Source organism: Mesorhizobium sp. B264B1B (assembly GCF_020165765.1).
Classification (GTDB): Bacteria; Pseudomonadota; Alphaproteobacteria; order Rhizobiales; family Rhizobiaceae; genus Mesorhizobium.
In genome coordinates this window covers 117,140-135,652 of the sequence record NZ_JAIUIS010000015.1, presented here as the reverse complement: position 1 = coordinate 135,652, position 18,513 = coordinate 117,140, and the positions used below count along the sequence as shown (strand labels likewise).

Annotated in this window: 13 protein-coding genes and 1 pseudogene; 3 read left to right on the top strand and 11 right to left on the bottom strand. The window is 59.8% G+C overall.

The window, feature by feature from the left end:
* Positions 1 to 4 precede the first annotated feature (4 nt).
* From nifX to nifH, 6 genes are all read right to left on the bottom strand, one after another.
* Positions 5 to 493: a nitrogen fixation protein NifX gene (gene nifX / locus LB547_RS26025; protein ID WP_084015734.1), complete on the bottom strand. Its 489-nt coding sequence runs from the start codon at positions 491 to 493 to the stop codon at positions 5 to 7.
* A complete protein-coding gene (gene nifN / locus LB547_RS26020; RefSeq protein ID WP_064993523.1) occupies positions 468 to 1,850 on the bottom strand; it encodes a nitrogenase iron-molybdenum cofactor biosynthesis protein NifN in 1,383 nt (460 codons plus the stop codon). Before nifN ends, nifX begins: the two co-directional genes overlap by 26 nt.
* Complete coding sequence (gene nifE, locus LB547_RS26015; RefSeq protein ID WP_064993524.1) at positions 1,847 to 3,349, bottom strand: nitrogenase iron-molybdenum cofactor biosynthesis protein NifE; 1,503 nt, start codon at positions 3,347 to 3,349, stop codon at positions 1,847 to 1,849. Before nifE ends, nifN begins: the two co-directional genes overlap by 4 nt.
* A 63-nt stretch (positions 3,350 to 3,412) precedes the next feature.
* A complete protein-coding gene (gene nifK, locus LB547_RS26010) occupies positions 3,413 to 4,954 on the bottom strand; it encodes a nitrogenase molybdenum-iron protein subunit beta (protein WP_064993525.1) in 1,542 nt (513 codons plus the stop codon).
* Between the two features lie 132 nt (positions 4,955 to 5,086).
* Positions 5,087 to 6,589 carry a nitrogenase molybdenum-iron protein alpha chain gene (gene nifD, locus LB547_RS26005; protein WP_064993526.1) on the bottom strand — a complete coding sequence of 501 codons (1,503 nt, stop codon included), beginning with the start codon at positions 6,587 to 6,589 and terminating at the stop codon, positions 5,087 to 5,089.
* Between the two features lie 91 nt (positions 6,590 to 6,680).
* Entirely contained in the window at positions 6,681 to 7,574 is an 894-nt protein-coding gene (gene nifH, locus LB547_RS26000) for a nitrogenase iron protein (RefSeq protein ID WP_064993527.1), read from the bottom strand.
* 578 nt (positions 7,575 to 8,152) lie between these two features.
* Here nifH and LB547_RS25995 point away from each other — a divergent pair.
* The 3 genes from LB547_RS25995 to rpoN all read left to right on the top strand — a co-directional run bounded on the left by LB547_RS25995 (position 8,153) and on the right by rpoN (position 13,305).
* Positions 8,153 to 9,373, top strand: coding sequence for an MFS transporter (locus LB547_RS25995; RefSeq protein ID WP_064993570.1), 1,221 nt, complete (start codon positions 8,153 to 8,155; stop codon positions 9,371 to 9,373).
* A 1,878-nt stretch (positions 9,374 to 11,251) separates the two neighbouring features.
* The gene (locus tag LB547_RS25990) at positions 11,252 to 11,785 is read left to right on the top strand and encodes a peroxiredoxin (RefSeq protein ID WP_064993528.1); all 534 of its coding nucleotides are present in this window, start codon (positions 11,252 to 11,254) and stop codon (positions 11,783 to 11,785) included.
* A 170-nt stretch (positions 11,786 to 11,955) separates the two neighbouring features.
* A complete protein-coding gene (gene rpoN / locus LB547_RS25985) occupies positions 11,956 to 13,305 on the top strand; it encodes an RNA polymerase factor sigma-54 (protein WP_084015736.1) in 1,350 nt (449 codons plus the stop codon).
* A 13-nt stretch (positions 13,306 to 13,318) separates the two neighbouring features.
* On the opposite strand, the gene LB547_RS25980 is transcribed toward rpoN, so the two are convergent.
* The 5 genes and pseudogenes from LB547_RS25980 to LB547_RS25960 form a co-directional block, all read right to left on the bottom strand.
* Positions 13,319 to 13,921 carry a nitrogen fixation protein NifQ gene (locus tag LB547_RS25980; protein WP_064993572.1) on the bottom strand — a complete coding sequence of 201 codons (603 nt, stop codon included), beginning with the start codon at positions 13,919 to 13,921 and terminating at the stop codon, positions 13,319 to 13,321.
* 436 nt (positions 13,922 to 14,357) lie between these two features.
* Positions 14,358 to 15,410 carry an LLM class flavin-dependent oxidoreductase gene (locus tag LB547_RS25975; protein WP_064993530.1) on the bottom strand — a complete coding sequence of 351 codons (1,053 nt, stop codon included), beginning with the start codon at positions 15,408 to 15,410 and terminating at the stop codon, positions 14,358 to 14,360.
* A gap of 265 nt (positions 15,411 to 15,675) precedes the next feature.
* Positions 15,676 to 17,277 (bottom strand): SDR family oxidoreductase, encoded by a 1,602-nt coding sequence (locus LB547_RS25970; RefSeq protein ID WP_064993531.1) that lies wholly within the window; start codon positions 17,275 to 17,277, stop codon positions 15,676 to 15,678.
* Positions 17,278 to 17,652: 375 nt separating this feature from the next.
* Positions 17,653 to 18,237 (bottom strand): nuclear transport factor 2 family protein, encoded by a 585-nt coding sequence (locus tag LB547_RS25965; protein ID WP_064993573.1) that lies wholly within the window; start codon positions 18,235 to 18,237, stop codon positions 17,653 to 17,655.
* A gap of 153 nt (positions 18,238 to 18,390) precedes the next feature.
* Positions 18,391 to 18,513, bottom strand: a pseudogene (locus LB547_RS25960) (ferredoxin); the annotation flags it as partial.

The following is an 18,513-nucleotide window of genomic DNA, read 5'->3' as shown; positions in this document are numbered from 1 at the left end:
CATTTCAGTCCTCGTCTTCAAAGGACGGCTTCTGTTTCGCGACGCCTGCCTCAGCCAGGACCTTGCGCAGCCAAGGTGGAGGGCAGGTCCTGAGCATCAGCTGCGTGCGAACCAGCACCTCTTGGATGCTCTGAGTATGCCGCACCTTGATCGGATGGATTTTTGCCGAAACAAGCTTGGCTGCCGAAGGTCCACCGATCGCCAGGCAAAACAGGAGGTGGCAGCCCTTCAGCGCTTTTATCTTCGGTGTGATGCGGTCATCCCTCTCGGAGTGATGTTTCCCACTTTCGTCGGAGACGTCGTCGAACTCGATGACTTCCACAAGCTCCCACTCCTCGCGCGTCATATCGTAGATGACAAAGCGCTTGGCCGACCCGAAATGGGCGTTGAGTTGCTTGACGTCCTGGGTAGCGATTGCCACCCGCAAAGCGCCTGCTTGTCGTTCACGCATCGGACGGTGAACCTCGTCAGTGACGAGTGAGAAGCGACGCATCGGGCTCACCTGGCGTTTGGCGTTTGCGGAATGGATCGAGCTCATCAGGCGTCGGCGCACGCCGGCCGGCCTGGAACAGGTTGGCAACCTCGAAGACCAGGTCACGGGTCCCTTGATAGAGGATCGAGAGCCTGTGCTGGCTGCCAAGCCGGTCGAAGACGGGGAAGCCGATGCGCATAAGCGGAATGCCAAGGCGTTTCGAGGCCTGGCGTCCATGTGAATGGGTGACCAGAAGATCAGCGCCGCTTGCAAGTGATTCCAGATCGCCGAGATCGCCGACCTGAATCGACTCCGCCGGTACCTTTTCCAGAATTTTCGACATACCGGTCGTCGTGACGGCCGCCGTGATTGCGCAGCCCATGTCGACGAAGAACGCTCCGAATTGATAGAGTTGGTCTGGTTCAGCAGCGATCGCAATTTTCTTGCCTCCGAAGTGGAAATGTCCGTCGAGCAACGCATCTTGCAGTTGCGCCCGCCGACGGCGGACGCTTGCCGGCACAGGCTGGCCAGAAATAGCCGACAGCAGCGAAACGAACTGATCGGCGCCCTTCAATCCGGTCAGCGACTGAAACAGCACGTAAGGCACGCCGGTCGCCTTGTAGAGAACCTCGGCCGGGCGGCGCATATGCTCGCCGATCGCGATGCAGTGCTCGGCCGTGCCGAGCTCGCGGATATCCTCGATGCTCGTTCCGCCATAGGTGGTGGGGACCCAGTGGTCTGGCACGGTACCGTCGAGCGAGCCTGAAAGGTCTGGCAAGATCACCGATTGCAGGCCAAAGCTTTCGACCATCTCGCGCAAATGCTCGAGGTCAGCCACGGTGAGGTTCCAGCCAGGAAGGATCGCGATCTTCTTTGACTGCCGCGCCCGCTCCCCAGGCTTTGTAATGCCTTCGATCATGGCGGTGACAGCCTTGGCCCAGCCCTCTTCAAGGGCGCCGGCGAAATCCGGCGTGTTGGCCAGCACGATCTCGGTACCCGCGAGTTCTTCCGCCCGTCTCAGCCTGATGTCCGAAATGTCGCCTGCGCAATCCTCGCCACGGGTTTCCACCAGGGCCGTGGTGCAGACCCCAATCAGCTTTGGCGTCGTGCGGGTCTTGAGGTTGAAGATCGCCTCTTCCAGATTGTCCGACCCGCCGAGGATGATTGTTATTTCATCCATCGCGGTCGTCTGTAGGGGAATCGTTTCCTTGAAATGCCGCACGAACAGCACGAGGGCAAAGCTGGTGCAGCCCTGGGCGCCGTGGAACAGCGGCACTGCGCCGTCAATGCCGAGAAACGCCAAGGCGGCACCAAGCGGCTGTGACGATTTCAGCGGGTTGATCGCGGCTGATTTTGTCTGGGGAAGGATACGCGTCATCGGATCTCCTCAGCACTCACGCAAATCGTCGGCGCCTTGCCGGCGGTTTCCTGGACAGCGTGCAGGTTCTCGGCGTCGTCGCTTGGGCCCGGCAGTGCGTCGTACCCATGGATCGGACCATCCCACGGGGGTCGCTCGCGCACCTGGCGCCAGATCGGGTTGTGAATGGCGAGGTCGATCTGGCGTACGAGTTCCACCATGCCGTCATAACCGGCGTAAGGGTGCTGGCGCTCCTGGTTGATGTCGAGCCAGGGCATCTTGGCCTTCAGCGCGACGAATTGCGTGCGCCCACCCGAGAGCATGATATCGGCCTTGCCTCCAGAGAGGATGGCGTAAAGGTCGCGCGCTGACATCTGCTCGAACGTATCGTTGTCGTCCTTGAGCATCTGTTTGATGCGCACCTTGTCTTCGAGCGTGGATTTCTTGACCGAGGTGCCCACGATCTCCATGCCGATCTCCACCAGCGCATGGACGAGCGACCAGGACTTCACACCACCGGTGTTGAGCAGCACGCGCTTGCCTTGGAGCCGCGGCCGGTAGGCTTCGAGCTTCTTCCATGCAATCGCCTCCTGCTGGGCGATCAGCCTCTCCGTGCGGTCCAGGATCTCCGGATCGGCCCCCTTCCTCACCAGGAGCTCAGCAATGTTGCGGAGTGCTTCCGACGTATCCGAGATGCCATAGAAAGAGCCCTCGAAGAACGGGATGTCCCAGCGCTCGTCCATCTTGCGGGCTAGAGTGATGAGGGCCGTCGAGCACACCACCATGGCCGCCCGGGCGCTGTGCGCGGAAGCTACGTCGCGATAGCGCGCGTCGCCCGGAATGCAGGCGCGAACCCGGATCCCGAGCCGATCCAGGAGCGGCTTGACCAGCCAGAATTCGCCGGAAAGGTTGAATTCACCAAGGACGTTGATGTCATACGGGCCGGCGTCGTCGGGTTCCACCGTGCCGATGACATGGTCGAGCAACGCCTCCGCGGCAAGCTTGTTGCCCAGGTTCTTGGAGCCAGCCAGGCCCGGCGCGTTGACGGGAACCACGGCCAGGCCGAACTTTTCGGCGGCGCGTTTGCAGACGGCCTCGATATCGTCGCCGATGAGCGCCGTCACGCAGGTCGAATAGACAAAGACTGCTGCGGGCGCATAGGCTTCCTTGATTTCGCGGATCGCCTTGAAGAGCTTCCGCTCGCCCCGCCCCATCACCACATCGAGTTCGGTAAGATCGGTCGTGAAGCTTGTGCGCCACAAGGTTGGCCCGGACGAAGCTGCACCGCGGTTGTCCCAGGAATTTCCCTCGCAGGCGAGCGGCGCATGCACCAGGTGGGCAACGTCAGTGATCGGCTGCAGGACGATCTTGGCCCCGTCAAACGCGCAGCCGCCCGCTGCCGCTCCCGGCGTCAGCGGCCGTGCGCAGCCTTCCTTGCGCGCCCTGACGTCCTTGCCACGGTTCTTGTCGCATGCAGGCTCGTCGAAAACGTCCTGGATCTTGGCACTGAGCGAGGTCATTGCGTCAGTCTCCAAAGTCCATTCGGGCAATGAACAGCCTGGGCGAAAAGCTGGCCGTGTGCTTTAGCGGGTGAGGTCATAGGAATAGTCCGTCACGCCCGTCTGGCTCGTCTCGCGATCGAGCTTGTCGAAGATCTTGTCGAGGATCGTGGTCAGCACGCGTAACCCGCCCTGGTAGCCCATGAGCGCAAAGCGATGGTGATGGTGCCGGTCGAAGATTGGAAACGTCAGGCGGATCAGCGGCGTGCCGGTGTCGCGCTCCAGATACTTGCCATAGGAATTGCCGATCAGCAGGTCCACCGGCTCGGTGAAGAGAAGCGATCGCAGCGCCCAAAGGTCCTTACCCGCCCAGACCTGAGCGTCCATGCCGAAGGGCGAGGCGTCAAGCAGTTCCTGCAACTCGGCTTGCCAGGCCGAGGAGCCGTTGGTTGCCAGGCAATGTGTCGGCTCGCCGCCGGTCTCCATGACGAAGCGGGCCATGGCGTACACGAAGTCCGGGTCGCCGTAGATCGCGTATTTCTTGCCGTGCAGCCAGGATTGGCTGTCGGCCATGGCATCAACCAGTCGGCCGCGCTCCAGTCGGATTGCCTCGGGGATTTCCTTGCCGGAAAGCGCCGACACCTTCATCAGCAATTCGTCGGTCGCCTGGACGCCCAGCGGATAATGGAAGGAAGCCGTGGCCTGCCCAACTTGCCCGCAATAATCCAGCGTTTTTCGCGTGTTGTAGTGCTGGAGCGAAAGCGTTGCCTCGGCGTCAAGTGCCCCCCTCACCTCTTCGATCTTGGTGCCGCCGTCATACATGCGGTATTCCCCGTCCGATGGCGTGTCGAACTGGTCAGAGGCGTCCTGGATGAAGGTGTAGGACACACCCATCATATCGAGCAGGCGTTTGAGTTCCCGGTTGTTGCCGACGCAGAAGCCGTCGAAGCCCGGAATGAGGTTGATGGTTCCCTTGGTTTCCGTGCGCTCCTGGCCTTTCCAGAAGTGCTCTAGAATGCCCTTCAGCATGCCGTCATAGCCGTCGACATGGCTACCGACGAAGGCCGGCGTGTGGGCGAAGGGCACGTCAAAGTCGCGCGGCACCGACTTTTCGTCTTTGGCGTTCTCGATGAAGCTGTGCAGGTCGTCGCCAATGACCTCCGCCATACAAGTCGTCGAGACTGCGATCATCTTCGGGTCGTAAAGCTGGTAGGTGTTGGCGAGCCCATCGACCAGGTTCTTCAGGCCCCCGAATACTGCCGCATCCTCGGTCATCGAGGAGGAAACCGCCGAAGCAGGCTCCTTGAAATGGCGCGATAGATGAGAGCGGTAGTAGGCCACGCAGCCCTGGCTACCGTGGACGAAGGACATGGTCCGCTCGAAGCCCGCGGCCGCGAACACAGCGCCGAGCGGCTGGCAGGCCTTGGCGGGATTGATCACAAGCGCTTGTCGGGCGAGGTTCTTTTCGCGGTATGCCCAGGTCTTGGTGAATTCACCCTGATCGGCAACGATCTGATCCGGGTGCGGACATTCGAAATTCAGCTTCTTCCCGGCGAGCATCTGCCTGTATTCCGGCTCGCGGAACAGCGGAGCGTGGTCGAGAATCTTTTCGGCCGACTGCGGCATTGGTATTACCTCTTTCCATCTGGCCGCGCCATACGGCAGCTCAGGTACGTGGAGACGTTTGCGGTTTCCCGAGGCTCACAAGCCGCGAGGGTTCATCGTCTCTCTGGGGAGACTAGGCCTGGGACAGGGCATCTATTCGGCAGCCATCGCCTGCCCACGGGACGGGCTTTGTTTCCAAGGTGCCTGGTAGAGGCCCCAGACCGGATTGTTGATCGCAAGATCCACGTCGCGCGCGAAAATGGCGAAGCCGTCATAGCCGTGATAAGGTCCCGAATAGTCCCAGGAGTGCATTTGACGGAACGGGATACCCATCTTCTGCACGGGGTATTTTTCCTTGATGCCAGAGCCAACCAGGTTGGGGCGAACTCCCTCGATGAACTTCTCCAACTCGTAGCCGGTAACGTCGTCATAGATCAGCGTGCCATTCTTTGCGTAATGGCCCGTGCGTTGATAGTCATCGTTGTGAGCGAACTCGTAGCCGGTGCCAACGATGATCATGCCGAGGTCTTCGTAAGCTGTGATGACGTGGCGGGGGCGCAGGCCGCCGACGTAGAGCATGACGGTATTGCCTTCGAGGCGTGGCCGGTACTTTGAGATGACCGCGTCGACAAGCGGTCTGTACTTGGCGATGACCTTCTCGACTTTCTCCTCGATTTCGGGGCCGAAATGCTTGGCTATTTTACGCAGGGAGGTCTCGATCTGGGACGGTCCGAAGAAATTGTACTCCATCCAGGCGACGCCATACTTTTCCTCCATATGCCGGCAGATGTAGTTCATAGACCGGTAGCAGTGGATGAGATTGAGCTTGGCCTTCGGGGCGCGCTCGATCTCGGCGAGTGTCGCGTCACCGGACCAGTTGCCGACCACGCGCAATCCTATCTCCTCAAGCAGGATGCGCGAGGCCCACGCGTCGCCGCCAATATTGTAGTCGCCGATCACGTTGACGTCGTAAGCACCGGCCTCGAAATCGACGTCCTTCTTGTCGAAGACCCAGTCGCGGATGGAGTCATTGGCGATATGGTGGCCGAGTGATTGCGAGACGCCGCGGAAGCCCTCGCAGCGCACCGGCACGATAGTCTTTTCGTACTCCTTGGCCTTCTTGCGAGAAACTGCCTCGGTGTCATCGCCAATGAGACCGATCGGGCATTCGGATTGCACCGTGATGCCGTTATTCAGCGGGAACAGTAGCTCGATCTCATCGATGATCTGTTCCAGTTTCTTGTCACCGCCGAAGACAATGTCTTTCTCCTGGAAATCGGATGTGAACTGCATTGTCCCGAACGTGTCGATGCCCGTTGTTCCGACGTAGTAGTTGCGGCGCTGTGACCAGGAATATTGGCCGCAACCGACGGGGCCGTGCGAGATATGGACCATATCCTTGACCGGACCCCAGACCACGCCCTTTGAGCCGGCATAGGCGCAGCCGCGTATGGTCATCACTCCCGGAATGGACTTGATGTTCGATTTGACGTCGCATTCGGAAAGGATCTCGTTTTCCCCGCCGGCCTGGTCCCCGCTCTTTGCGACGCTGAGATGCTTTTTGCGGCGCTTCGCCGCTTTGTCCGGATATTGCGATAGCACCTCCTCAATAAGCTTCGCATGGAGAGCACCATCATTCTCGTATTCCAGGCTCATGGGACCCCTTTCAAGGTGTCTGGTGACGCCTCACCGACGAGGCGCCGTTCTTTGCAAGGCGTGCCACCTCAAGGAGGGCGCCCAATATCGGTTACTGGGCTGCCGCCTTTGCCGCTTCCTTGGCCTGAAGCTCGGCAAGCATCTGCTCGTCGGTTTTCATGATGCCGAAATCGAGCAGCATGTCCTCGAGCTCCTCCATGGTAATCGGGGTCGGGATGGTACCCTGGCCAGAATTCGCATGGATCTTCTCAGCAAGCGCGCGGTATTCTCCGGCCTGCTTGGAGTCGGGCGCATATTGGATCACTGACATCTTTCTGAGCTCGGCGTGCTGGACGATGTTGTCGCGCGGCACGAAGTGGATGAGCTTGGAGTTGAGCCTGGAAGCCAGTGCTTCGGCCAGGTCAAGCTCACGGTCGGTCTGACGCTCGTTACAGATCAGTCCGCCGAGCCGAACACCGCCCGAATGTGCATATTTCAGGATGCCCTTGGCGATATTATTGGCGGCATAGAGCGCCATCATCTCCCCGGACATGACGATATAGATTTCCTGCGCCTTGCCCTCGCGGATCGGCATCGCGAAACCGCCGCAAACCACGTCCCCGAGCACGTCGTAGGAGACATAGTCGACATCGTCGTAGGCGCCGTTCTCCTCAAGGAAATTGATTGAGGTGATGACGCCGCGGCCGGCGCAGCCTACACCCGGCTCCGGGCCGCCGGACTCCACGCACTTGATGCCTCTGTAGCCTACCTTGAGCACGTCCTGAAGCTCGAGGTCTTCCACCGAACCTTCCTGTGCCGCGAGATGCAGGACAGTATCCTGAGCCTTCGAGTTCAGGATCAGGCGGGTGGAATCCGCTTTGGGGTCGCAGCCGACGATGAGGATTCGCTGCCCGAGGTCGACGAGAGCGGCGAGCGTATTTTGGGAGGTGGTGGACTTGCCGATGCCGCCCTTGCCGTAAAAGGCGATCTGACGCAGACGTGACATTAATAGGTTTCCTTCCTTGGTTTCATCCGTCGCGGCTGCCCGGGACACAAATGCCGATGGGCAGCTCTTGCCGCCTCACAACGAGGTCTCAAGTTTCGTGCCAACTTTTTCGAAGGACAGCCAAAGCGGGATTTTTCCTTTTGGCTCTAGCTAGTTAGCTTGTGCGCTAACAAGTGCTCGCTGGCAGATAGATTATTGTTGGAACAAGCCGTGTAGCGGACCCGACAATGCCCGACACAAAACGTCAGGTTCGAGCCACCGGAAATGGTCCTTTCAGTCAGAGCCGGTTTTTGGCTGCTTAAAGGCGGCGGTCATAGCGACCGGCTCGCGTCGTCCCGTCACGGAACATCAGACATCCGGGCTCGGAACTGCTGGCGCGCATGGCTGGTTCGAGACGGACGCCGAGGTCGGCATAGAACAGCCTGATGAGACGTCTGCCGACGATGACACCCCCGTCGGGCACGGAGAACCGGCACCGAAATTGCACGCCCTACTGTCACAAGATGTCGGGCAGCGATGGCGCGCTTCTGCCTTTAGTTCGGGTCATCGCAGCCAACCCATGTTGGGCGAGGATGTTCATGACCGAATCGGCGACGGGTCTTATCGAGACTGTTCTGCACGGCCCAGAAACGCCGGATCGACTATCTCCTCCCGCATGGGGTGCGGTCATTTCGCTTGCTTTGGGCACCTTCGGGCTGGTGGCGGCAGAGTGTCTGCCAGCCAGCGTGCTGACGCTGATAGCGCGCGATCTCGGCATCTCAGTGGATGCGGCTGGATATGCGATCACAGCGACGGGCATTGCTGCGGCGATCTCAGCGCCGACGATGGCCATTATTGCAAAGCGCCTGGACCGCAGGACCGTCCTGTGGGCAATGATGCTGCTTCAGATCCTGTCCAACCTTCTGGTGGCAGTCGGGTCGTCGCTGCCGGTTTTGCTGGCAGCACGCGTTATGCTCGGCATTGCGCTCGGAGGCTTCTGGTCGATTTCGGCATCGCTGGCGATACGGCTCGTTCCAAATCATCTTCTGCCGCGCGCCATGTCAATCATCCTCGCCGGCGTTTCGGTCGCTCTCGTATGCGTGCCTGCATTCGGCGCCGTCGTCGGCGGCAGCTTGGGATGGCGAGTGGCCTTCACGCTCACCGCAGTGCTTAATGCTGTTACGCTGCTGGTGCTGCTTTTAACGATGCCGACGCTGCCTCCGGTTGAAATGGCTGGATTCCGCAGTCTGCTGGATGCGGCCAAAGATCCGACCATAAAGGTCGCACTTTTGGTCGTACTGCTGGTCGCTTCTGGGCACTTCACCAGCTTCAGCTATATTCGGGTCTTCCTCGAGACGACTCCCAAGCTCGGTACCAACGGGATCTGGATATTGTTGCTCCTTTCTGGCATAAGCGGCTTCTTCGGCAGTTTTGCCGGAGCATTCCTGGCCAAACACAGTCTCAAGGCAGTCGCGGCCCTGCCATCCTTCCTTATGGCGATAGCCGCTGTCTCGTTGCTGAAGTTTGGAGCATCGACCTTTGCCTCGGCGATTGCGGTTTCCGTATGGGGCTTTGCCTTCGGCGCGGTGCCGGTGGGGTTGCAGACTTGGATACTGCTGCGTGCGGTTCCCGAGCAGGCCGAAAGCGCCGCCGTGCTGATGACCTCAACGTTCCAGGTAGCCATCGCAGCCGGCGCGATTTTCGGCGGACTGCTGCTGAAGGATCCCGACCACGTCACGGGTGTCTTTGCCTACACCGCAATTGCCACATTGCTCGCGGCACTCACAGTGTTCGTATTCGACCCGAAACACGCAACCTAACCGCCTGGTGGGAGAGAAGCTCGCCGTCGAGGTGGACTCGCACCAGCCGCGCGACGCGGTCTGCGCACGATACTTTTTCGATCCAGGCCTTCGTCTCGCCTAGGATGGCCGCCTGGATCGCGGTACTGCCTCTTCCACGTCGGCTCTTCAACGGGCATGGACCAGCGCCGGTGCCTTGCCGGCCTGCACCGAGACTACAGCGAGCGATCAGCGCTCGGCCGGGCGGACTTGGTCAGGTTGCGCAGCCCATCTTCGCCGACATCGATGTCCTGATATTGCAAGGGTGTCAGCGCAACGACGGTCTCACCTCTCGAATGACTATGTCCGACAACTTCATGGCAACGACCTCGTCCCGCTGGTGGACGCCGACGAGCTTGGGAGATAAGGGCGCAATCTGCTCTTCAACCGTTTGAACGTCGGGCACAAATGGGCAGCAAACTTTTTCGGCGCGAGCTAGCGAGACCCGTCAAATCATCGGTTTTGAAATGCCGATTTAGTGCCTGCCAGGCATAGCGATCGAATGGATCACAGAAATCCTTTCAGTTGAGTTGGAGCGGAAGATCAATGCGCTCCTGCATCAAGCCTCGCTAGGGGCAGCCGAGGCTCTCCTCGAAATTTGCAGACGTCCCACTGACAAGATTGTTGGCTATTTGCGTGCCCGGTTGGCGCTCCGTTGCGTTCTGCCGGTTCCCGCAAACAGCGGACGCTTCTTGGCGACCTTTGGGTCGGCTTTGCGACAATTCTAGTCCAGTTTCCGACACAATGGATTTCGATAGGGACGCTCGGCGAGAGGAACACCATGCGTGTAAAGATCGTAGCCGAGTCGAAAGCGATCCTTATCGAATCCGGATCGTGGCGCTGCCGGCCTGCGTTCACGTTAGTCGCACGTAAAAACACGCCAGGGCAAACACACTGTGCAATCGCTGTGCCGGCCGATGCGGGGTATTGCCTGGGCTTGCCCTGTCTGGCCCGTCCTTTGCCAGCCGGCGCCGGACGGGTGAATACCCTCTCTACACAGGACTTTTGTTCGGTGTGATGACGTGACGGCTCTGGCGCGCACCTCCGGTTGGCGAAGACGTCGTACCGAAGCGATAGCGCTGGTGCAGGAGCAGCTTCATTGGAAATGGCATGCCGCTTGCAGCCTTGTGCTTAGAGCCCATCAAACCAGGAAGAAGGTGACTACCATGGCTGACGCCCCAAGCTCCAAACGATGGACAAAGGCGACGGTGGCCGTCTTCGCTGAAGATCGGGACGTCGTCCGGTTCGGAGATCCGTCCTCCGAAGCGGCTTTGCAACTGGGGTCCGATGCCGAGACGCCAGATGATGCTCGCGCATTTGCCGGAAATCGGTTTGCATCAGCATGTCAGTGGCCAAGAGGCTTCTCAAAATTTCGGCCGAGCCCACGTCGGCCGGAAACAGGCAAGTCCAGCCAATACGCTGAACCAGTTCAGCCACGCCGCTCTGCGGCGCGGAGAATCACTTTTGCGACGCATATGCTCATCCCGCTCCTGGTCATGTCCGGTTGCCAGCATTTTGACCCCGGGTATGAGGAGTGGGTGATCCATGCCGGCTCCGGCGCCCTAGTCGCGGCCAGACCAATCGCGGCGCTAGAAGGTGCCCTCATCCCTCATATCGATGGCTTTCGGGTGAGAAAGGTCTGGAGCCGGGCCGTTGCCACGAATCCGGAGCCGCGTCCCCCAATCGCCCACGTCGATGCGGTTCGGGTGAAGAACACCTGGAGCCGGGCCGTTCCCATACACCCGAATGGAGAAAGCATCGGGAGCGCCGTCGGCATCATGCCATGCACGAGACCCGCAGCTCGGTATTGCGCCAGCCCCTGCAAGAATCCAGTGCCACCTCCCTTCAAGGAGAAAATTGATGACCGGTAAAAAGAAGGTTCCCTTCGTCACGTTTCTTACGCGTGTCCGCGATGATTCAGTCCAGGGGCCAAATCCCTACCGCTGGGAAAAAAGAACATCCGACGACTACTTTGCCGGCAAACGGGTCATCCTGTTTTCGCTGCCCGGTGCTTTCACACCGACCTGTTCGACTTACCAACTGCCGAATTTCGAAGATCTCTATGCGGAATTCAAGAAGGAAGGAGTTGACGCGATCTACTGCCTCTCCGTCAACGATGCCTTTGTCATGAATGCATGGGGGAAGTCCTTGGGGTTGCAGAAAGTCGAGCTGATCCCCGACGGTTCAGGCGAGTTCACCCGCAAAATGGGCATGCTGGTTGCCAAGGACAATCTCGGCTTCGGTATGCGCTCCTGGCGCTACGCGGCTCTGGTCAATAATGGCGTGGTGGAGCAGTGGTTTGAGGAGGAAGGTTTCTCCGACAACTGCGGGACCGACCCTTATGGCGTCTCATCCCCGCAGAACGTCCTTCAAACATTGAAGGACGCTGCATGACCTGGTGCCGAGGATGTGCAGCTGCGTTTGGACGCCACTTGCACAAGGGCAAAGCTCTAAAGCGGCGCGTCCGGGAAGGTCATTCAAAGGTGACGCGCATGAGAGGCGTCGACCCTGTGAGAGATCGAAACCAGCCGCAGTCAAGAGCTTCTAGACAGGAATAAGTGACCATGCAACCGTCATTGAGCCTACTTCAGAAACAGTCTCTGGGATTATCGCCTCAACTCATCCAGTCGATTCGCCTGCTTCAAATGAACATTCCCGAACTGAATCAGTTCGTGGCCCAGGAGCTCGAGAGAAATCCCCTTCTGGAGTATGCGAAGATGTCCCGGGATCTGCCCAGGCAAGGGAAATCGAGCACCGCGCCTGGCGATCATCGTGCCTTCGAGGAGTTTGTCGCCTTACCAGAAACGCTGCACGACCATGTCGCTTCTCAGATTTCCTTCACCGCCTTCACGCCGCACGAGCGGCTGATTGCTAATGTGCTTGCGGGACATCTGGATGACACTGGTTTGCTTGGGGCAAGTGCTTCGGAGCTGGCTGGGAAGCTAAACATCCCGCTGGCCGATGTGGAACGAGTTTTGGGTATCTTGCAGCACCTCGATCCGCCGGGGATTTTCGCACGATCTCTCGGCGAATGTCTTGAGATACAGTTGCGCCAGCGAGACCGGTTCGACCCGGCCATGGCGGCTTTGATTGCCAACCTTGACGTGCTTGCGCGGTGCGATTATCGGACTTTGAAGGTGCGTTGCGGCGTCGACGACGAAGATCTTTTCGACATGCTGCAGGAAATCCGTGCGCTCGACCCCAAGCCCGGAAACGCATTCCACTCGGGCGCGCCGGAATGCATCGTGCCGGATGTCTGGGCCACTCCCTCGCCCGGAGGTGGATGGCAGATCGAGCCTGATCCGAACACGCAGCCCAAGTTGATGATCAAACACACTTATCTCAAGGAAGTTTCACGCCGAGTCGCCAAAAAATCGAAAGAGATGACATTTCTCAACGAATGCCTACAGAATGCGCTCTGGTTAATCAGCAGTCTCGATCAGCGCGTCAAGACGATCGTCAAAGTTTCGAACGAAATCGTGCGCCAGCAGCATGCCTTTCTGGACTATGGCGTCGCCCACCTACGACCCCTCAATCTCAAGGCGGTCGCTGACGTGATCAACATGCACGAGTCGACTGTAAGCCGGGTAACGTCGAACAAGTACATGCACACCCCACGTGGAGTGTTCGAGCTCAAGTACTTTTTCACTGTCGCGATCGCTTCTTGCGAAGGCGGTGACGCGCACTCCGCCGAAGCTGTCCGCCATAGGATCAAAGCAATGGTCGCCGAAGAATCGTTTGAGAACGTGCTTTCGGACGATGAAATCGCTGACCGGCTCAAGGAAGACGGTATCGATCTCGCTCGCCGCACCGTCGCAAAATATCGCGAGGCGATGAATGTCCCCTCCTCCGTACAGCGGCGCCGGGAAAAACGCTTGTGGCACAACGGTAATCAAGGCCTCAGGGCCTCGTGACGAAAAGCGGCGTTTAAACCGGTGTGACGCGTTCTTCACATTCGCCTTTCTCGGGGCCGAAGCAATTTTCGAAATCACTGCATTCCCGACAATTGGGCGCAGTGCACAGCGAAAACCCTTCGGCCTCGCAGAGTTTGCGGTAAAAGTACTTCTTCCATTTCATATTTTGGGTGTTGCCGGCCGCCAGCGTCGGAAAGTGTGTGGCCAGAAGGCGGTTGAGCTCGGTCCGGTCGGGAAGCCCAAGGTCCTGCCACAGATGGCCATCATGCATGGCGCGCCGGGCGAGGATCTTAGCGAAGCGGGCGCTCGCCGGATGACTCGCCCGGGCATGTGCCAGTAGCAGGCCGCGCAGAAGTTCTTCCTCTACACCCGGCTCAGCATCGCTGACGTTTGCCGAGGCGAATGCTGCCATCGCGGTACCAGGGAAACCGCGGGGCAAGACCTCGCGCAGCTCGGCAAGCGAAAGGCCTGTTGACTCCGCCACTGTCGTGCCAGCCTCGACCTCCTTGAGCGCACAGGAGAAGACGCAGGCAAGCACATGTTCGTCGAACTCCTTCTCCGGCTGGATCGTCGGCCATTGGCCGGTGCCGATATGCGCATCGTTTTGACCGGACATGGTTCCGTTCTCCTGGTCTGTGCCTTCACGCAGCACTCTGCCGAGCGCAACGCGGGTCAGTCAGTCTTTCGGGCACACGTGTGCGCAGGCTCGTGCCCAATGAGCGGTCGGGGAAATCGACCGCCTTGATCATGCAATTGAGCCTCGCCTTGAAACGCGTCCTGCAGCCTGTCGGGCAGGCGAGAATTTCACCCAGGACACGACGCCGTGAATTTGGCTGACGGCGCGAGCAGGTCCTGAAGCGACGGTTAGCCGTGAAGGCTCGCCCGTCGGCAGGCGAGATAGTGGGGAACCCCATCTGGGGCCGTCCAGGTGACGGCAGCGCCACTCATCGAAACCCACGCCAAGTTCCGTTCATGAACGTGCCATTTGAATCCGTTTATGCCGAGTGGAACGAAAAAGAAGCTGCGGCCACGAAGTTGGCCCCCTTATGATTTCAAACGCGCGCATAACCCAGCGCCTTGTTGATTGCGGGAATGATCTTGTCTCCCCAGAGTTCGATCTGGCGCAGCATTAGCTTTTGGTCGAAATCCCCCAACTGGGTCTGGATTGCGATCTGATCCGGCTTCAGAATGTCGATCTCTTGCAGCAAGCGATCAATCACGCGATTCACACTGCCGATCGGCAGGTTGTTGCGCATTGCCCCGAAGGACAGATCCTGCTGGGTGGGCGTTTCCTGCAGCAGATAGCCGTCGTGGCTCTGCTGCCGGCGCTGATGCAGCGCCTCGGACAGGCGGCGCTGGAAACGGGCGTTGTCGAGATAGCTGTTGATCTCCTCCTCGTCATCGCTGGCGTAGCAGCAACGCAACAGCGATATCCTGGCGTCCGTCACATTCCTGTCCTCGGAAGCCGCCGCCTCCTTGATTGCTCCGCGCAACGTGCTCAAGCTCGCCAGGCCGTCGTGGAATGCGGTGACAAAGAAATTGTGACCCTCTCGGTAGGCCCGTTTCATGCGGGCCGGCCCGCCGGCCATCCAGATGGGCGGTGCCGGCCTTTGGACGGTGCATACTGAAATCGCCGTCGGGGGTATTTTCTCATAGTGGCCATCGTGCTCGAAGATGTTCTGGTTGAGACCCTTCAAAAGGATATCGAGATGTTCCGAAAAGATCGCCGGCGCCTCATCGATACTGACGCCGAAGCGCTCGAACTCGAACTGTTGGTATCCAGAGCCGACGCCGAGTTCCAGGCGACCGTTCGCAAGGATATCGGCGAAGCCGATCTCGGAGAGCAGGCGCTGCGGTTTGTAGAGCGGCAGCACGCAGACGGCAGTGCCGAGGCGAATGGTGCTCGTCACTCCGGCGCAGTGGGCCACCATCATCAATGGCGAAGGGATCAGGCTGTAGTTGTTGAAGTGGTGTTCTGCGAACCAGGCTGTGCCGAAGCCGGCCTGTTCCGAAGCGATGGCCTGTTCGATCGAGTTTCGGATAACGATCTCGGGGGATTGATGATACCCACGTTGGGCGGCCAGGATGAAGGTGGCGAATTCCACTATGTTTCCTTGTTTGCTGATGGTTGGCGGATTTGGAACTGCGCTCATCCGAGACACGCGATTGCCTCGGATCGGGCGCCTGGCAGGGGCATAGTGGTACGATAAGCAGTCCGGATCCATGGTTGCCGGCACGCGCGAGAGCTTGTCCCCATGCCGAGGGACGTTGCCCCGCCGACATCTTGGATCGGGGCCGCGCCGCGGGCGCGTTCCAAGCCAGGTCTCCGCTTTCATGGACGGCGCCCGGTAGCGTAGCGATGGTCGACGTTCAAACACCCGCCTCCGCAAAGCATTCGTCGTAGAGTTCGCTGGCGTTTCCTGCGTCACCGAACGCGGTCCAGCCGCCGTCCACATAGAGGATCGAGCCGTTGATGTATGAGGCGTCGGAGGAAGCCAGGAAAAACGCTGCATCTGCAACGTCTTCCGGCCTTCCCATCCTGCCCAAAGGGATCCGTCGGCCGATCGTTGCCAAGTCGATGTGGCCGGTTTTCGCCAACTCGCTAATGGCGGGAGTGCGGATATAGCCAGGAGCGACGGTGGCTGTGCGAATGCCGGCGGGCCCCAGTTCGGCCGCCATGCATCGGGTCAGCATGTCCATCGCCGCCTTCGAGGCACCGTAGGCGTGACGCGGCGCGAAGGGCAGAAAACTGTTGATCGATCCGAGGTTGAGGATCACGCCGCCCGGGCGCATTGCTTTGATCGCTTCACGCGCGCAAACGAAGGCGCCAGTGAGATTGACATGCAGGACACGTTCGATGTCTGCAGGCATTTGTTCGATCCCAGCCACAAAAGTGTCGACGACAGAAGCACCGTTGACGAGGATATCGACGCCCCCGAAGCGCTCCCTCAGTTCCTCAAACACCGCCACCACCTCGGCCTCGACGGCCACATCTACCGATTTCGCGATGTTCTTTCCGCCGAGCAATGCAGCCAGGAGAGTTGCCGCGGTGCGGTCTTTATCGGCGATCACTACGGTATCACCATTCGCGGCAAAACGGCGAGCAACGGCGGCGCCTATACCGTTCGCACCACCCGTGACGAGCACCACTCGCGCGTCGGCGCGTTGGGCCGGACAGGAGAGTTCGCTTAGGGGAACGCCTTCCACCTCAGGGCAGGCATCCCCAGGTTGGTTGAATGACATCCAGCCGCCGTCGACCGCCAGCACGGATCCCGTGACGTAGTGCGCCTGTGCGCTTGCCAGAAAACGCACAGCCCGGGCGATCTCGTCGGGCCGAGCCATGCGCCCCATTGGCACGCGACGGCGCATCGCCGAGAGGTCCATTTTGCCTGCTCGTTCCAGCTCTGCAGTCATAGGCGTGCGCACGCAGCCCGGCGCTACCGCCGTCACGCGGATGCCGCGATAAGCCCATTCGCATGCAAGCGACTTTGTCAACGAGATCAGGCCTGCTTTCGAGGCTGCGTAGGCATGGCGTCTGGGATTGCTGGCCACGCCCGACATCGAAGCGACGTTGACGATGGCACCTCCCGGCCTCATGCGCCTCGCCGCCTCGCGCGCCATGACGAACGGCCCAATCAGGTTTACTGCCAGGCGGCGTCGGAAGGCGTCGACATCGGTGTCGACAGTGGCAGCCACATTGGGTCCCACCGCGGCGTTGTTGATGAGGACGTCGATCTGCCCGAACTGTGCTTCGACCCGGCCATAGAGCGCGAGGATATCTCCCTCTCGCGAGACATCGCACTCGAGGCCAAGGTGCTGCTCGCCGAGATCGCGGGCCAGTTCAAACACGCCGGTCCCAGGAAGGTCCACCGCAACAATAGTGTCTTGATCTGCCGCAAGAACATCGACCAGGGCACGGCCGATTCCGCCCACGGCGCCTGTTATGATTACGACCCGTCCTGCATGCTTCATGGGAACTTTCTCCAGGAGTCTCTGAAATCTCTGCCCTCGACGTGGTGCGGCGGAATGGTGCGCCCCCGTAGAGCACCCTGTGCTGGCGCCGGTCGCGTGCGTTCCCAGACAGGCGTCGTCCGCATTGGCTGCGATCCAACTCTCGGTCGGATAGTCGAATGTGTGTCCGACGCCTCAAGCACAGGGGCTTGCCTCGATGAGCGGCTCTGCCAAGTCCAGCAAATCGATGTAGACCGGCCTCGGCGCGCTCGTGGCCTCAGACCAGAGCGCTGTCGCGGTCACGCTGTCGCGGGGCAGAAAGGCTACCCTGGCGGCCGCATCTTTAGCGTGCAGGGTATCGCTAAGCTTGCTGTGGCGTAGCAGAGTTGTCATAAATTATCGTCCCACCGATGTGGTTTTCCCGTTCGGAGCTGGGGACGCATTATCGCGAGAAGCAACGCGATGCTTTCCGATCGCGTAGACCGGATCGTTCGGATACGGTGCTCCAATCGGCTGTCGCAGGCCGAACCGTTCTGTCTCAAGCACCGCAGCTGGGACCTGCTCCTCGAGCCAATCGTAGACGACGGTCCGATCGGCAATCCGCCACTCGCCTGCCCTCTTTTGAAACAGATCGCAGTAGCGCCCGCTTAGCAGCATCTGGCGCATTTCTCCGTCTTTGTCCGGTCCGCGTTGCAGCGCGGTGAAATAGCTCTCGACTGCGGCCTGAGCCGGTTTGATGAATTCGACAAGGACGTTCGTGATCTGATGGATGTTGCGCGGTCCGGTCTTGAAGACACCGAGCGCAAACCGGATGAAGCCCTCGGCCGAGCCGCGATAGGCCCCATGATTGTCATGTGCATCAGGCCAGTAGGCGCTACGCAGCGCTGCCTCATCGGCGCGGTCTATCCCGCGGCAGTACCGATAGAGGCAGTCGCGGATCGCCTCACGGTCGAGTAGTTCGGTAGTTTTTGCGGGGTCCATAGTCGAAAATTCCGTCGTTCTGAGGTGTTCCGGGAGCGCATTGTTCCGTTTGCGCGTGGCCTGGGCTACTATGCGCGCAGCAGGCGGATCGTCTATTTCCAGCGCTAGTTCGGGGCAGGATCGCACCCCATCTGCCGCAAGCAGTTGCTCCCCATCCGCAACATCAATGTCACCAGGTAGGATGTAGCCCGCCTCATCCAGCTTGAAGACTGCCGGCGCTCGCGCCGAGCATTGCGCATGACCCTGGCACCTGGCTTTGTGAACGATAATGCGCAC

What these genes read in the sequence shown, in the direction of transcription:
- nifN (WP_064993523.1), bottom strand. Translation starts at nt 1,850, where the DNA reads ATGACGCGTATCCTTCCCCAGACAAAATCAGCCGCGATCAACCCGCTG.
- nifD (WP_064993526.1), bottom strand. Translation starts at nt 6,589, where the DNA reads ATGAGCCTGGAATACGAGAATGATGGTGCTCTCCATGCGAAGCTTATT.
- LB547_RS25995 (WP_064993570.1), top strand. Translation starts at nt 8,153, where the DNA reads ATGACCGAATCGGCGACGGGTCTTATCGAGACTGTTCTGCACGGCCCA.
- LB547_RS25965 (WP_064993573.1), bottom strand. Translation starts at nt 18,237, where the DNA reads ATGGACCCCGCAAAAACTACCGAACTACTCGACCGTGAGGCGATCCGC.
- nifK (WP_064993525.1), bottom strand. Translation starts at nt 4,954, where the DNA reads ATGCCGCAGTCGGCCGAAAAGATTCTCGACCACGCTCCGCTGTTCCGC.
- nifE (WP_064993524.1), bottom strand. Translation starts at nt 3,349, where the DNA reads ATGACCTCGCTCAGTGCCAAGATCCAGGACGTTTTCGACGAGCCTGCA.
- rpoN (WP_084015736.1), top strand. Translation starts at nt 11,956, where the DNA reads ATGCAACCGTCATTGAGCCTACTTCAGAAACAGTCTCTGGGATTATCG.
- nifX (WP_084015734.1), bottom strand. Translation starts at nt 493, where the DNA reads ATGCGTCGCTTCTCACTCGTCACTGACGAGGTTCACCGTCCGATGCGT.
- LB547_RS25970 (WP_064993531.1), bottom strand. Translation starts at nt 17,277, where the DNA reads ATGAAGCATGCAGGACGGGTCGTAATCATAACAGGCGCCGTGGGCGGA.
- LB547_RS25980 (WP_064993572.1), bottom strand. Translation starts at nt 13,921, where the DNA reads ATGTCCGGTCAAAACGATGCGCATATCGGCACCGGCCAATGGCCGACG.
- LB547_RS25990 (WP_064993528.1), top strand. Translation starts at nt 11,252, where the DNA reads ATGACCGGTAAAAAGAAGGTTCCCTTCGTCACGTTTCTTACGCGTGTC.
- nifH (WP_064993527.1), bottom strand. Translation starts at nt 7,574, where the DNA reads ATGTCACGTCTGCGTCAGATCGCCTTTTACGGCAAGGGCGGCATCGGC.